Origin of the sequence: Arthrobacter sp. U41 (assembly GCF_007679325.1) — a bacterium.
Classification (GTDB): domain Bacteria; phylum Actinomycetota; class Actinomycetes; order Actinomycetales; family Micrococcaceae; genus Arthrobacter.
This window is the reverse complement of sequence record NZ_VEGI01000004.1, coordinates 243,348-258,370: the sequence shown is the minus strand read 5'-3', so window position 1 is coordinate 258,370 and position 15,023 is coordinate 243,348. Positions and strand designations below refer to the sequence as shown.

General features: G+C 66.7%; 14 protein-coding genes. 11 read left to right on the top strand and 3 right to left on the bottom strand.

What is annotated here, in order from left to right; all coding sequences use genetic code 11:
• Window positions 1-480 precede the first annotated feature (480 nt).
• From gcvH to FS787_RS13995, 3 genes are all read left to right on the top strand, one after another.
• Complete coding sequence (gene gcvH, locus FS787_RS14005) at window positions 481-864, top strand: glycine cleavage system protein GcvH (protein WP_144673186.1); 384 nt, start codon at window positions 481-483, stop codon at window positions 862-864.
• Window positions 861-2,180: a serine hydroxymethyltransferase gene (gene glyA, locus FS787_RS14000; protein WP_144673184.1), complete on the top strand. Its 1,320-nt coding sequence runs from the start codon at window positions 861-863 to the stop codon at window positions 2,178-2,180. The genes gcvH and glyA overlap by 4 nt, the downstream gene beginning before the upstream one ends.
• A gap of 168 nt (window positions 2,181-2,348) precedes the next feature.
• The gene (locus FS787_RS13995; RefSeq protein ID WP_144673182.1) at window positions 2,349-3,761 is read left to right on the top strand and encodes an L-serine ammonia-lyase; all 1,413 of its coding nucleotides are present in this window, start codon (window positions 2,349-2,351) and stop codon (window positions 3,759-3,761) included.
• Between the two features lie 24 nt (window positions 3,762-3,785).
• On the opposite strand, the gene FS787_RS13990 is transcribed toward FS787_RS13995, so the two are convergent.
• Window positions 3,786-4,340 (bottom strand): TspO/MBR family protein, encoded by a 555-nt coding sequence (locus tag FS787_RS13990; protein ID WP_144673180.1) that lies wholly within the window; start codon window positions 4,338-4,340, stop codon window positions 3,786-3,788.
• Between the two features lie 115 nt (window positions 4,341-4,455).
• Between FS787_RS13990 and FS787_RS13985 the strand changes: the two genes are divergently transcribed.
• Both FS787_RS13985 and FS787_RS13980 read left to right on the top strand, forming a co-directional pair.
• On the top strand, window positions 4,456-5,529 hold the full coding sequence (locus FS787_RS13985) for a peptidoglycan bridge formation glycyltransferase FemA/FemB family protein (RefSeq protein WP_144673178.1): 1,074 nt from the start codon (window positions 4,456-4,458) through the stop codon (window positions 5,527-5,529).
• 31 nt (window positions 5,530-5,560) lie between these two features.
• Window positions 5,561-7,057, top strand: coding sequence for a threonine/serine exporter ThrE family protein (locus tag FS787_RS13980; RefSeq protein WP_144673176.1), 1,497 nt, complete (start codon window positions 5,561-5,563; stop codon window positions 7,055-7,057).
• A gap of 34 nt (window positions 7,058-7,091) precedes the next feature.
• Here FS787_RS13980 and FS787_RS13975 read toward each other — a convergent pair whose 3' ends face one another.
• Complete coding sequence (locus FS787_RS13975) at window positions 7,092-7,931, bottom strand: siderophore-interacting protein (protein WP_144673174.1); 840 nt, start codon at window positions 7,929-7,931, stop codon at window positions 7,092-7,094.
• 62 nt (window positions 7,932-7,993) lie between these two features.
• Window positions 7,994-8,779 (bottom strand): uracil-DNA glycosylase, encoded by a 786-nt coding sequence (locus FS787_RS13970; protein WP_395940350.1) that lies wholly within the window; start codon window positions 8,777-8,779, stop codon window positions 7,994-7,996.
• 123 nt (window positions 8,780-8,902) lie between these two features.
• Between FS787_RS13970 and FS787_RS13965 the strand changes: the two genes are divergently transcribed.
• The 6 genes from FS787_RS13965 (at window position 8,903) to FS787_RS13940 (ending at window position 15,012) form a co-directional block, all read left to right on the top strand.
• Window positions 8,903-9,220, top strand: a complete 318-nt coding sequence (locus FS787_RS13965) for a DUF3263 domain-containing protein (RefSeq protein ID WP_144673170.1) — start codon at window positions 8,903-8,905, stop codon at window positions 9,218-9,220.
• A gap of 80 nt (window positions 9,221-9,300) precedes the next feature.
• Entirely contained in the window at window positions 9,301-9,939 is a 639-nt protein-coding gene (locus tag FS787_RS13960) for a LytR C-terminal domain-containing protein (protein ID WP_144673167.1), read from the top strand.
• Between the two features lie 231 nt (window positions 9,940-10,170).
• A complete protein-coding gene (locus FS787_RS13955; protein WP_056426478.1) occupies window positions 10,171-10,374 on the top strand; it encodes a cold-shock protein in 204 nt (67 codons plus the stop codon).
• Window positions 10,374-11,792: an ABC transporter substrate-binding protein gene (locus FS787_RS13950; RefSeq protein WP_260982561.1), complete on the top strand. Its 1,419-nt coding sequence runs from the start codon at window positions 10,374-10,376 to the stop codon at window positions 11,790-11,792. Before FS787_RS13955 ends, FS787_RS13950 begins: the two co-directional genes overlap by 1 nt.
• 314 nt (window positions 11,793-12,106) lie before the next feature.
• Window positions 12,107-13,744 (top strand): chaperonin GroEL, encoded by a 1,638-nt coding sequence (gene groL / locus FS787_RS13945; protein ID WP_144673165.1) that lies wholly within the window; start codon window positions 12,107-12,109, stop codon window positions 13,742-13,744.
• Between the two features lie 260 nt (window positions 13,745-14,004).
• Window positions 14,005-15,012: a ribonuclease HI family protein gene (locus FS787_RS13940; protein ID WP_144673163.1), complete on the top strand. Its 1,008-nt coding sequence runs from the start codon at window positions 14,005-14,007 to the stop codon at window positions 15,010-15,012.
• Window positions 15,013-15,023: the final 11 nt, after the last annotated feature.

Genomic DNA, 15,023 nt, shown 5'->3' with positions numbered 1-15,023 from the left:
CCCAGTTTTCACGCGTGCTGCTCCTTCGTCGCTTTGACGCACGCTTTCGAAAACCGCGGCCAGCCGGCCCCTCGAGTGCAGCTCACCTCTTGGACAACCGACCACCAGAGGACCAACGGGAACCGGCGGCTTTGAAAGCCGAAGGTGCTGGGAGCTGAACCACCTACCGAGGGTCGGCTCTAGAAGAATATGAACGGCCACGGTTCCTTTCCGGAACCGGCCGTCGTTAGAAATTGTTGACTCCTGAAAACTGAACTGGGCACTAGCGGTGGGGGCGCGGCATCCGGAAGCGTGCGTCTAAGCGAGTGCCCCATCGTCCGGGTTCCCTGACCGAGCTTGCGAGGTTAGGGGGACGGTGGGGTGTACGAGCGAGCACGCGGAGGATGGCGAACCCCGCCGCGTAACCCGACCACGGTCATCACGTAACCCAGCAACAATAGATTTAGCACCAAGACCACTCCGAGACTTAGGAAAAATCACATGGCAAGAGTTGCCCCCGAATTGCAGTATTCCGACGAGCACGAGTGGGTTGCGCGGGAGGCCGGGAACGTTGTGTCCATCGGCATCTCCGCCGTGGCCACGGACGCCCTCGGCGACATCGTCTACGTGGACCTGCCCGAGGTCGGCGCCACGGTGACCGCGGGGGAGACCTGCGGCGAAGTCGAGTCGACCAAGTCCGTCTCCGACCTGTACGCCCCCGTCACGGGCGAGGTCACCGAAACCAACCCCGCCGTCGTCGAGGACCCCTCCCTGATCAACAGCGATCCGTACGGCGCCGGGTGGCTCTTCAAGGTGGCCGCCGAATCGGACGGCCCGCTGCTCTCCGCCCAGGAGTACGCGTCCAAGAACGGTGGCGAACTGTGAGCGCTGCGCAGGTAACTACGTTTGAGCAGGTCGTCTCCCCGAGCCTGGACGCGGACCTGTCCGCCCTGGACCCGGAGATCGCCGCGAAGATCGACGCCGAACTCACCCGCCAGCGAGACGGCCTGGAAATGATCGCCTCGGAGAACCACACCGCCAAGGCGGTTATGCAGGCGCAGGGCTCCGTGCTGACCAACAAGTACGCCGAAGGCTACCCGGGCAAGCGCTACTACGGCGGCTGCGAGCACGTGGACGTCATCGAACAGCTTGCCATCGACCGGGTCAAGGCCCTGTTCGGCGCCGAGTACGCCAACGTCCAGCCGCACTCCGGCGCCCAGGCCAACGCGTCCGTAATGCATGCCCTGATCCGTCCGGGCGACACCATCATGGGCCTGAACCTGGCGCACGGCGGCCACCTCACCCACGGCATGAAGATCAACTTCTCCGGCCGCCTGTACAACGTCATCCCGTACCAGGTCCGCGAAGAGGACCACCGGATCGACATGGCCGAGGTGGAGCGCCTCGCCCAGGAGCACAAGCCGCAGCTGATCGTGGCCGGCTGGTCCGCGTACGCCCGGCAGCTGGACTTCGCCGAGTTCCGCCGGATTGCGGACTCGGTCGGCGCCTACCTGATGGTGGACATGGCCCACTTCGCCGGGCTCGTCGCGGCCGGACTGCACCCCTCCCCGGTGCCGCACGCCCACGTCACCACCTCCACCACGCACAAGACCCTGGCCGGCCCGCGCGGCGGCATCATCCTCTCCAACGACGCCGACATCGCCAAAAAGATCAACTCGGCCGTGTTCCCCGGACAGCAGGGCGGGCCGCTGGAGCACGTTATCGCCGGCAAGGCCGTGGCCTTCAAAATCGCCGCGTCCCCCGAGTTCAAGGAACGCCAGGAACGTGTGCTGGCCGGCGCCCGGATCCTGGCCGAGCGGCTGGTCCAGCCGGACGTCACCGCGAAGGGGATCAACGTGATCTCCGGCGGCACCGACGTTCACCTGGTCCTCGTGGACCTGCGCAACTGCGAACTGAACGGTCAGCAGGCCGAGGACCGCCTCGCGGAAATCGACATCACGGTCAACCGCAACGCCGTCCCGTTCGACCCGCGCCCGCCGATGGTCACGTCAGGGCTGCGGATCGGCACGCCCGCGCTGGCCACCCGCGGTTTCGGCGAGGCGGCTTTCGCGGAGGTTGCGGATATCATCGCTGAGGCGCTGATCGCCGACGCCGGCGCCGACCTGTCCGGTCTGCGCTCCCGGGTGGAGGCCCTCGCCGCCGCCCACCCACTCTATCCCTCGGTTGATAACCTCGCCTAAGGGACGTATTACAGAAGTAGAAGCAGTGCAGATCACGACGCCGGGCCGCCGCCACAAGCTGCCGCCCGGCGTCGTGCATCCGGCGGCACGCACCGCCAACCGGCGGCCGCACCGCCTTCCGGCAGAACCCTCTGCCGGGCCACAGTTAGCGCTAGTTAGGAACCGACAATGGCCGTTGGAGTCTTCGACCTCTTTTCCATCGGAATAGGACCGTCCAGTTCACACACGGTGGGTCCCATGCGGGCCGCCGCCGTCTTCGCCGAGGAGCTCAAGGCCTCCGGGGACCTGGACAAGGTGGCATCGCTGCGCGTTGACCTGTACGGATCCCTCGCCGCCACCGGCCACGGCCACGGCACCATGACCGCGATCCTGCTCGGCCTGGAGGGCTTCCACCCCGAATTGATCCTCCCCGAGGAAGTCGAGGAACGGCTCGCCGCGATCGCTGAGACCGGGAAACTGCAGCTGGCCGGTTCCGTCCAGCTTCCCTACGGCGTCCAGGACATGATCCTGCGCCCCCTGACCATCCTGCCCCGGCACACCAACGGCATGACCTTCACGGTTTCCGACGCCAGCGGCGAAGTCCTGCACCGCGCCACCTTCTTCTCCGTCGGCGGCGGCTTCATCGTGCGCGAGGGCGAGGAGGACGCGGCGCTGAAGGAGCTCGACGAATCCAAGAAGGAACTGCCGCTGCCCTTCCGCACCGCCGCGGAGCTGCTGGGCCGTTGCCAGTCCAAGGGCCTCTCGATCGGCGACATCATGTTCGTCAACGAGCGTGCCTCCCGGACCGAGGAAGAGATCCGCGACGGGCTTCTGCACATCTACTCCGTTATGGAAGGGTGCGTTGCAGTGAGCCTCAAGCGCGAAGGGCTGCTGCCCGGCGGACTCAAGGTCCGCCGTCGCGCGCCCGACTGGCACAAACGGCTCATGAAGGAAACCCGCGGCCAGGACCCCGACTACCGGGACCCGAAGTACTGGCAGGAATGGGTCAACCTGATCGCCCTCGCCGTGAACGAGGAAAACGCCTCGGGCGGGCGTGTGGTCACTGCCCCCACCAACGGCGCCGCCGGGATCATCCCCGCCGTCCTCTACTACGCCCTGCACTTCGCCCCCGGCATGGACAAGGCCACCCAGCAGGACCGCGACGACGTTGTGGTCAAGTTCCTGCTGACCGCCGCGGCCATCGGGGTGCTGTACAAGGAACAGGCCTCGATCTCCGGCGCCGAGGTGGGCTGCCAGGGCGAGGTGGGCTCGGCGTCGTCGATGGCCGCCGCGGGCCTGGCCGAAGTGATGGGCGGCACACCACAGCAGGTGGAAAACGCCGCGGAAATCGCGATGGAGCACAATCTGGGCCTGACCTGCGACCCGATCGGCGGCCTCGTGCAGATTCCCTGCATCGAACGCAACGCCATCGCGGCCGCGAAGGCCATCAACGCCGCCAAGATGGCGCTGTGGGGCGACGGCTCGCACCGGGTGTCCCTCGACGAGGTCATTGTGACCATGCGGGAGACCGGCCGGGACATGAGCTCCAAGTACAAGGAGACTGCGATGGGCGGCCTCGCCGTGAACGTGGTGGAGTGCTGAGTTCGGAGTAGTGCCGGCAGGGGGTCAGTTGTGCAGCGCCATCCAGAGGTTCAGCGACGAAGCGAACACGATCCAGGCCAGGTAGGGCAGCAACAGCAGCCCGGCCGTGCGGCTGATCGGCCCGAAGCGGACAATGGTCACGGACACCGCAACGGCCAGGGCGACGATGATAACGAAGGCGATCCAGAGGGCGGGTGTGCCTAGCAGCGGGTACAGGCCGAAGAATGCCGGTGTCCACAGCAGGTTAAGCACCAGCTGGACGGCGTAAGCGGTGAGGGCTGGCCTGGTCCCTTCGGCCTGGCGGCGCCAGACCAGCCAGGCGGCCACGGCCATCGCGGTGTAAAGCAAGGTCCAGACCGGTCCGAACACCCAGTTCGGCGGTGACCAGGGGGCCTTGTCCGCCGTGGCGTACCAGCCGTCGACGTTGTTGCCGGTGGCCAGCCCGCCGAGTCCTGCAACCAGAGCGGAGGCCGCGAGGAAGGCCAGCAGTCCCAGGATCTGGGTGCCTACCCCGGGCTGCCCGGACGGGCGGGCACGGCTTGCGGATGCTGCAGCTGGGGAGTTCTGATCTGGCGGCATGCTTCCAGCGTAGCGGCTCCGGTCCGGGCGGGAACATGGGGTGTGGCGGATAGACTTGAACGTGCATGTCCGCATGCCGCCGAAACTCGTACAGCAATGATTGGATACCGCACCCTTGCGTGAATTCACCGCCCGTTTTGCCTCTGCCGAAGAGATCGCCAACTGGGATGCCCACGTAACCGCGAACCCCAATGGCGGCAATCTCTTGCAGTCGGAGGCGTTTGCCGAGGTCAAGCAGTACTTCGGCTGGAAGCCCCTCCACCTTGTCTACGAAACGGCCGACTACACGAGCTACAACCTGGTCCTGGAGAAGTCGTTCCCGCTCCTGGGCAAGCTTTGGTACCTCATCAAGGGCCCTGATGTGGCCGCCGTTGAGGATATCCCGGGTATCGCTGCCGCCAACGCCGAGTTCGTCAAACGCGCCCGGCTGGGGGTCTTCGCCATCAAGATCGAGCCGGACATCGTGCTCTCCGAGTCCGCCAAGAGCGTCATCGAAGCTGCCGGCCTGGTTAAGACCCACAACCTGCAGCCCAACGACTCGACGGCCCTGCTGGACATTTCCCCGGAGGAGAACCAGCTGCTGCGCAACCTGCACTCCCGGGGCCGGAACGCCGTCCGCCGCGCCATCCGCGAAGGCGTGGAGGTGCGCAACGTGGAGCCCACCGAGGAAAACTTCCGTGCCATGTACGCCCTCATGACCACCACCGTGGAAGCCAAGTCCCAGGTGCGCGTCCGCGACTACGAGTACTACCAGCAGTTCTGGACCAACTTCATCAAGCGGGACCAGGGGCGGCTCCTGTTCGTCTACGAGAACGGCGTCCCCTCGGTGGGCGCCTTCGTGATCAACTACGGCCGCAAGGGCACCTATAAAGACGGCGGCTCGCTGCAGAAGCGCGGCCAGTACGGCGACTCCCACCTCGTGCAGTGGCGGGCCATCAACCAGCTCAAGGAACTCGGCTGCACCGAATACGATTTCTGCGGCACGCCGCCCAGCGACCAGCTCAAGGACACGTCCAACCCGTTCCACGGCCTGGGCCTGTTCAAGACCAGCTTCAGCAAGACCGTGACCGACTTCGTCGGTTGCTACGACCAAGTGCTGAACCCGTTGAAGTACAAGGCCTGGATGGCTGCGGGGGAGCGCATAGCACGCCAGCTCTACACGCGCCGCACCGGCCAGCAGTTCTACTAAACCGGCAGGCACGGACATCAAGGAAGCCGGAATGACCAAGGAATCCGACGGCCGCCGGAGGCCGCCCACGGACGCACTGCCCAAGACCGAACCGATGTCGGCCACGCAGGTGCGGCAGAACGTCGCCGCCAAGCGCATGCTCCGCCGGCTGGTCCAGGGGGAGAACCCGCCCACCGCCCCGATGAGCATCGTGGACCGCCTCGCAGGCAGCCCCTACGCGAACCCCATGATCCAGGTGGGCGGGGTGGACACCTCTGCCCGCAAGACCATCGACTTCGCGCTTCACCTGGCCGAGTCCATGTTCCGGTATGGTGCCGGCGCCCTTGAAGTGGAAACCAGCATCATCGCCGTGACGGCCGCGCTGGGTCTTAAACACATCGAGGTGGACATCACCAACCAGTCGGTGGCCATCAACTACGCGCCCAAGGATCAGACGCCCATCTCGCTGCTGCGTGTGGTCCGGTCGTGGACGAACAACTACGCCGGTCTCTCCGAGGTTCACCAACTGGTCACCGAGATTGTTGCCGGCGGTGTGGGCCGCGATGAGGCCGTGCGCCGGCTGGAGGAGATCACCCGCAGGTCCAAGCCCTTCCCGCGCTGGATGGTCACCGTGGCGTTCGGGGTCTTCTCCGCGGTCTTCGTCGGTGTCCTGGGCGGCGGTCCCGGCGCCTCCGCGGTGGCGTTTGTGTCCAACCTGCTGGTCAGCCTGCTGGCCCGGCAGCTGGGCCGCTGGCGCACCCCGGATTTTTTCATCACCGCCTCATGTTCCTTCCTGGTGACCTTCATCGCCCTCCTGCTGTGGCGGTTCGGCGGCCTCGTGGGGATCCAGATCGCCCCTGAGATCGTGGTGGTGGGCGGCATCCTGCTGCTCCTGCCGACCGGGCGGCTGGTCTCCTCGGTCCAGGACGCCATCAACGGCTTCCCGGTCACTGCGGCCGGCCGGTTCCTCTCGACAATGCTGACTTTCGGTGCTCTTGTGGCCGGCATCGCCGTGGGCTTTGTGGTGGTGGCGATGACAGGCATGGAGCCGATCGACGTCACTAAAACATTCCCGCCGGCGTATCCCTTGTGGGTGGTGGTCATCCTGATCGCCATCGCGGTGCTGATGATCGGCATCACCGAACAGACCGGCTGGACGCTCCTGCTGCCGACCGCGGCTGTGGGTGTCGTGGGCTACCTGGTCCTGATCGGGGCAGAGGCCGCGGGCATCGGGATGCGCTTTTCACCGGCGCTCGCCGCCGTCGTGATCGGACTTCTGGCCCGGGTGGTGGCCCTCCGGATGGGTGCTCCGCAGCTGGTGGTGGCAGTTCCGGCCGCGTTGATCCTGCTGCCCGGACTCACCATATTCCGTTCCATGTATGTATTGACGATTGAGGAATCGGAAATCCTGCTGGGCGCGGGGGGCATGCTCAATGCCGGTGCCATCGTGATGGGCGTCGCGGCCGGCATCGTGCTCGGTGACACCCTGGCCCGGCCCTTGACCCGCGGCCTGGCCAGCAACGAACGACGCCGGGCTCGCCGCCGCTAGCCCTCGTTTGCGGCACGCGGCCTGGATGTTGCTGTTAGATCTTCCCGATAGGGAGCTTCTTCTCGGCCTGGAAGTCATCCTCCACGCGGCCCTTGGCCCAGTAGCCGGACAGCGACACCTGGGAGCGATCCAGCCCGTGCTGCACGTAGAGCACATCGCGCAGGCTCTTCATGTAGCCCCGCTCGCCGTGCGCGAAGACCTGCACCCGCCCCTCAGGCCAGGCGGCGTCGCGCACTGCGGCGACCAGCAGTTCGCTGGCACCGGCCGGAACGCCGCCGCGTCGCAGCCAGCGCAGTTCGACGCCGGCCGGCGCGGCGATTGCCTGGATATCGGCGTCGCCGTCCACCTCGAGGAACGCCAGGCCGCGGGCGTCCTGCGGCAGCGATTCGATCGAGGCGCTGATGGCCGGCAACGCGGATTCGTCGCCCGCGAACAGGTACCAGTCCGCGGCCGGGTCCGGGTTGTAGCCGCCGCCCGGGCCGGTGAAAATGAGGGTGTCGCCGGGCCGGGCGGACGCGGCCCAGGGCCCCGCGAGGCCCTCGTCGCCGTGGATCACGAAGTCGATGGCGAGTTCCCCGGCGGCCTCGTCGACCCAGCGGACGGTGTAGGTCCGGGTATGCGGCCACTGATCCCGGGGCATGGTGTCCCGGATCTCCCAGAGGTCCAGCGGTTCCGGATAGGTGACCCCGGGCTGCGGAAACACGATCTTGACGTACCGGTCCACGAAGGCGTTGTTCACATAGCCGGCGAAGCCCGGGCCGCCGGCAACGATCCGGACCATGTGCGGGGAGAGCTGCTCGCGGCGCAGGACGGTGAGGTTGGTCTGCGGGCGGGATTTCCGGGTGGCCGAAGTGGCGGCGGGCACTGATGTCATGAGGCCAAGCCTAGCCAAGAAACCAGCCAAGACGGCCGGGCGGTCCCGGTCTGTGAAGCAGGCTACGGGAGTGGCGGCAGTTCCCAGTCCACAGTGCCGTCGCCCTGTTCCTGGAGCAGCGCATTGGCGTGGCTGAACGGCTTGGAGCCGAAAAATCCCCGAGCGGCCGAGAGCGGGCTCGGATGGGCGCTGGTGATCGCCGGCGTCGAACCCAGCATGGGCCGGACAGCTTCGGCATCCTTGCCCCACAGGATCGCCACGAGCGGAGCCGGCCCGCCGTCAGCGGTGATGCGGTTCGCCAGTGCGCTGATCGCCGCCGCAGTGATGGCTTCCCAGCCTTTGCCCCGGTGCGAGCCCGCCTCCCCGGCACGGACGCTGAGGACCCTGTTCAGCAACAGCACACCCTGGTCCGCCCACCGGCTGAGGTCCCCGTGGATCCGGGGCGGCAGTCCCAGGTCGGCGTCGAGTTCCTTGTAGATGTTTGCCAGGCTGCGCGGGATGGGCCGGGTGGAGCCGTCCACGGCGAAAGACAGCCCGACGGCGTGGCCCGGCGTCGGATACGGGTCTTGGCCCACAATGAGCACCCTGACATCCGCCAGCGGCTGCCGGAACGCCCGCAGGAGGTCCGACGGCGGCGGCAGGACCGCATGGCCGCCGGCATCTTCCCGGCCGAGGAATTCCAGGACGTCGCGCAACTGCCCCTCGACCGGCGCCAGGGCCTCGGCCCAGTCGGGGGCCACCAGCTCCTTCAGCGGCAGGCTAGCCAGCTCGGCGAAGCCGACGGCCCCGGCCGGGCCGGCCTCCAGTTCGAACAGGGCATCGGAGTCAAGGGAATCTGAGTTCGGCACAAGGCCCATTCTCGCAGGATGGCAAATGACAACCTTGTTATTCGCCCGTAGCATGGGGGAAGACTTTTCACCGGATCCGTCCGTAGCGGAACAATCCTCACCGTAACAAGCAGGGAGTGTGCAGTGGCCGAACAAGCGCAAGAGCACCTTTCGACGGCGGATTCGGTCGCCGCCGGCACCAGCCCCGCGTCGTCCCTGAGCAGCAGGGACCAGCAGATGCTGGCGCTGGAACGGCAGTGGTGGAAGTACGCCGGCGCCAAGGAGCAGGCCATCCGGGAGCTGTTCGACCTTTCCGCAACGCATTATTACCAGATCCTCAACGCGCTCATCGATACCGAGGCTGCGCTGGCCCACGATCCGATGTTGGTCAAGAGATTGCGTAGACTACGTACGTCACGCCAACGTGCGCGCACTGCCCGCCGCTTGGGCTCAGACGCGTAAAACACAGCCGGATGCGCGGATTCCCGCGCGACAGCCGGCGTCGACAATTCGTCAGAAATCAGCAAGGACGTCGTTTTACCATGACCAAATACGCTCGGGATGAATTTGATCGGGTCCCGGAGACCTCCACGCGACAGGGTGTCCACCGGGCCGTCGCGGAATCCCGCCGCCGCCGTCTGGCACCCATCCTGGCGGTCGGCGCCGCAGCCCTGGCCGTCGGCCTCGTGGCGTTCCTGATCCTGCCGAAGCTCGGGCTCTCCACCGGCGGAAACACCGCTGCGGTCTCGGCTGAACAGGGCGCCGGCAGCGCCCCCGCGGCCACAGCCTCCACTCCGGCCTCGCCCAGCGCGGCACCGCCCAGCCCGGCATCTCCCAGCGCAGCAGCCAGTGAGACGCCCGCCGCGTCCGCCACCCCCTCCGCCACGCCGACGCCGACTGCCGCCGTCGACAAGACCCAGCCGGTGGCGATCTTTAACGGCACCGCCACCGCCGGACTGGCGACCCGCGTGGGCGGCACAGTCTCCACCGCCGGCTGGACACTGGGCGAGCTGGGGAACTGGGGCGGCGTGCCTCAGCAGCGCTCGGTGGTCTTCTACAGCGGTGCTGCGCAGAAAGACAACGCGGAAGCACTCGGCCAGCTCCTTGGCATCGAGACCGTGGTGGACTCGGCCGAGTTCCAGGTGCCGCTGGTCGTTGTGCTGGCTCCCGGCTTCCAATAGCCGTTCCGGTTACGCCTGAATAACTATTCGGGGCCGAACCGGACCGCGCCGGCCGCTCCGGCCGGAGGCTGTGGGTACAGTATTTGCGGACTGTTTGTGCATCCGGCGGCCCGCAGCTGTCGCGCCTCCTGCATTCTGCATCCTGCGTAGCGCATTCTGCATTCTGCGCAGCGCATTCCGCGGCCCACATTGTGGTGGACCGCCCGCAAGCCAACTGAAAGTGTGGACACCATGGCATTGGGAACCGTGAAGTGGTTCAACGCCGAAAAGGGCTACGGCTTCATCACCGTGGACGATTCCGGCGCCGACGTCTTCGTGCATTGGTCCGCCATCGCCGGGGAGGGCTACCGTGCCCTGGACGAAGGACAGCGCGTGGAACTCGAAGTCGGCGAAGGCGAAAAGGGCCCGCAGGCCGAAAGCGTCCGGCCCGCCTAGTGACCTTCGCCGCAGCCGCAGCAGGGCAGGACCCGGCAGGAACCAGCCCCGCCGGAATGGACCCCGCCGGAATGGACCCGGCCGGAACGGGCCCTGCCGGAAAGAAACCCGGCCCTAAGGCCGCCGGCAGCACCGCACGACGGCGGACTGTGGCCCTGCGCCGGGGCAGGACCGTAGCGGTGCTGGCCGCTGCCGCGCTGACCACCACGGCGTGCCTGGGACCGGCGGGCGGTGCCCGCGTGGAGCAGGCCGACGCGAGCGGCGACGGAACCCTGCGGATCGGGCTGATCCTCGACAACACGGGCGCTCAGAGCTTCCTCAACGCCCCCCAACTTGCCGCCGCGAAACTTGCCGTCAAGGAAATCAACGCCGCGGGAGGCCACAAGGGCAAACCCGTGGAATTGCTGCCTGAGACCGTCAGCGGAGACACCGCAGTGCAGGCCAAAGCGCTGGTTGACGCCAAAGCAGACGTCGTCATCGGCCCGACCGACTCCAGCCGCGCGCCCGCCGCGATTGACGTCCTTTCCAACGCCAAAGTAGCCATGATTTCCCCCGCGAACACTGCCAGCGGACTCAGCGGTTATGAGAGCAACGGCTACTATTTCCGCACCTCAGCCGCCGACATTGCGCAGGCCCCCGTTCTGGTCAAGCTCGCCAAGGACGGCGGCGCGGCGACCATTGCCGTTGTGTACGAGGAAGGCAGTTACGGCAAGGACGTGTCCAACGCGGTGGCGGCCGCGGCGAAGGAGGCCGGGCTGGGGCCTGTTGCCGTCGCCGGGTTCGCCCCGGGCCAGGCGCAGCAGGCGGTTGCTGCCGCGAAGGCGGCGGCTCCCGACGCCGTCGTGCTGGTTTCCCGCGACGGTGCCCAGGGTGCCATCGCCGAACTGAACAACGCCGGGCTGTCCGGCAAGAAGCTCATCCTCAGCGACGGGGCTGTCAACCAGTACGGTTCCGGCCTGGGGTCCCGGGCACTGGACGGTGCGCGGGGGATCCTGCCGGGGACCTTTGCCTCTGCGCACTTCCAGGGCGAGCTGGTCTCTGTGGACCCGGAGCTGAAGGACATGACGTTTGCCGCCGAAACATACGACGCCGTCAACCTTGCCGCCATCGCGGCCGCCGCAGCGCAGGACGACGCCGGAACGTCCATTGCCGCCAGCCTGATCGCCGTCTCGGGCGGCAACGTGCAGACCCCAGGCAACGGCGGGCCCTCCGGCGAAGCCACGGTCTGCAAGACCTACCAGGAGTGCCTCGACGCCCTCCGGGCCGGCAACCGGCCCGACTATGACGGGGAATCCGGGCCGGTCGGCTTCGATTCCAACGGCGACGTCAGCTCCGCGAACTATGTCGTCTACACCTACGGTCCGGACAACACGGCCACCATGAGCGGCAACGAAACTGCCCGCACCAACGGGAGTTAATCGCCCGTAGCGTATTGAGCCGTGCTGGAGTGCGCCAGTACGCCGATGCAGGGCCCCTTCGGCCCATGCACTGCTTGCACTCTCCCCGGGGGAGTGCTAATTATTGATTTAGCACTCCCGCGTATTGACTGCTAAAACGACGCCCGGTTCACCGGCCGCGAAGTTGAAGCCGCCGATCCAGGAGCGAAGAAACACCTGGCTGAGGTGAGGTCCGGGTTCAGTGGCATACAGAGGCCACAGGGCCGGGATCGTCCGTCGCGGGCACCGCAGCAAGGTTCATTCTTAACGACTGTCCCGAAAGGACTACTGCCGTTATGGCCAAGATCATTGCATTTGATGAAGAGGCACGCCGCGGTCTTGAGCGGGGCCTGAACATCCTCGCCGACGCCGTCAAGGTCACCCTCGGCCCGCGTGGACGCAACGTCGTCCTCGAAAAGAAGTGGGGCGCCCCCACGATCACCAACGATGGTGTTTCCATCGCCAAGGAGATCGAGCTGGACGATCCTTACGAGAAGATCGGCGCCGAGCTGGTCAAGGAAGTTGCCAAGAAGACGGATGACGTCGCTGGCGACGGAACCACCACCGCCACCGTGCTGGCCCAGGCCCTGGTCAAGGAAGGCCTGCGCAACGTCGCGGCCGGCGCTGATCCCCTGTCCCTCAAGCGCGGCATCGAGAAGGCCGTCGAAGCGGTCACCCGCGAGCTCCTGGCCTCCGCCAAGGAAATCGAAACCAAGGAAGAAATTGCCGCCACCGCGTCCATTTCTGCCGGTGACAACGAGATTGGCGCCCTGATTGCCGAGGCCCTGGATAAGGTCGGCAAGGAAGGCGTCATCACCGTCGAGGAGTCGAACACCTTCGGCCTGGAGCTGGAACTCACCGAAGGCATGCGCTTCGACAAGGGCTACATCTCCGCTTACTTCGTCACCGACGCCGAGCGCCAGGAAACGGTCCTTGAGGATCCGTACATCCTGATCGTCAACTCCAAGATCTCCAACGTCAAGGAACTGGTTGCTGTCCTCGAAAAGGTCATGCAGTCCTCCAAGCCGCTGCTGATCATTGCCGAAGACATCGAGGGCGAGGCCCTGGCCACGCTGATCGTCAACAAGATCCGCGGCACGTTCAAGTCCGTCGCCGTCAAGGCTCCGGGCTTCGGCGACCGCCGCAAGGCGCAGCTCGCGGACATCGCCATCCTCACCGGTGGCCAGGTCATCTCCGAGGAAGTCGGCCTCAAGCTTGAGACCGCCGGACTCGAACTCCTGGGCCGCGCCCGCAAGGTGGTTGTCACCAAGGACGAGACCACCATCGTCGAGGGTGCAGGCGACGCTGACCAGATCGCTGGCCGCGTTTCCCAGATCCGTGCCGAGATCGAGAACTCCGATTCGGACTACGACCGCGAGAAGCTGCAGGAACGCCTGGCCAAGCTGGCCGGCGGCGTTGCAGTCATCAAGGCCGGTGCCGCAACCGAAGTTGAGCTCAAGGAACGCAAGCACCGCATTGAGGACGCTGTCCGCAACGCGAAGGCTGCTGTCGAAGAGGGCATCGTCGCTGGCGGTGGCGTGGCCCTGATCCAGGCCGGTGCCAAGGCATTCGCCAACCTGCAGCTCGCGGGCGACGAGGCAACGGGCGCGAACATCGTCCGCGTTGCCATCGACGCGCCGCTGAAGCAGATCGCCTTCAACGCCGGCCTCGAGCCCGGTGTTGTGGTCGACAAGGTCCGCGGCCTGCCCGCAGGACACGGCCTGAACGCAGCCACCGGCGAGTACGTCGACCTGCTGGCTGCCGGCATCAACGACCCGGTCAAGGTCACCCGCTCTGCCCTGCAGAACGCGGCGTCCATTGCCGGTCTGTTCCTCACCACCGAGGCCGTTGTGGCCGACAAGCCCGAGAAGGCCGGCGCCCCGATGGGCGGCGGCGACGACATGGGCGGCATGGGCGGCATGGGCGGTTTCTAACCACCCTGCTCCAGTGCTGCTCAACCAGCGTTGAACATGCAGTAAACAACGACGGCGGTCCCTCCTTCGGGTGGGGCCGCCGTCGGCGTTAACCGCGACCCAACACGCTCCCTCAGTTGTTGCAGCCCTTTGGCCGACGCTCCCTCACTTGAATCCGGACGTGCGGGAGCGTTGGGTGGTTTGGGGCCGGAGGTGCGGGAGCGTTTGATGGGCGGAGGTGCGGGGCGCCGGGCGGGGCGGAGGTCTGGCAGGATGGTGCAGTGACGATTACAGCAGCTGCCGACGGTTCGGCTCTAGGGAATCCCGGTCCGGCCGGATGGGCATGGTACGTGGACGACGACTGCTGGCGGGCCGGCGGATGGCCGCACGGCACCAACAACATGGGCGAGCTCATGGCCGTGCTGGATCTGTTCCGCTCCACTGCGCACCTGCCGGGCGAGGACCTGCACATCCTCTGCGACAGCCAGTACGTCATCAACTCCGTGACCAAGTGGATGCCGGGCTGGAAGCGCAAAGGGTGGCGTAAATCCGACGGCAAGCCGGTGATGAACGTTGAGCTGCTCAAGGAAATCGACCAGGCGCTGGTCGGCCGCAAGTACACCTTCGAATGGGTGCGCGGCCACGCGGGGCATGACCTCAACGAGGCGGCGGATGATCGCGCCAGGGCCGCTGCCACTGCCTTCCAGCAGGGCGTTGCCGTACGCCAGGGTCCCGGGTTCGGCGCGGCTGCCGAGGCCGCCATGGAGGCGGCCATGGAAGCCGTCGCTCCGGCAGCCCAGGCAACGCCCGCGGCGACGCGGGCAGGGTCCATGCCGGCACCGGCGGAGACCGGCCGGCGGCCGGCGTTCGGTGAACCGTCGCTCTTCGACGAACCGGATCTTTTCAGCGTTCTGGACGAGGACCCGACGCCCGCGCCGGGCACTGACGCGAGCCCGGAGGCCATCGTCGAGGCCCTGGAGCGGGAGCTCCTCCTGCCGGAGACGCGCTCCGACCTGGGACGTACCGGAGTGCTGCTGCACCCTGACTTCACCGAAATCGGGACCTCAGGCCGGATCTGGACCCGCGATGCCATGATGATGTCGCTGGAAGACAATCCAAGCGGCCCCACCGAGCTGGAAATACTGGGCGCTGACCGGCTGGGCGAGCAGACCATCCTCCTGACATACCGCAGCCACGCCCGGGCAGGGACGGCCCTGCGCAGCTCCCTGTGGGTCCATGACGGCGCCCAATGGCGGCTCCGCTTCCACCAGGGCACGCCCGAGGCCTGAGCCTCCCTGTG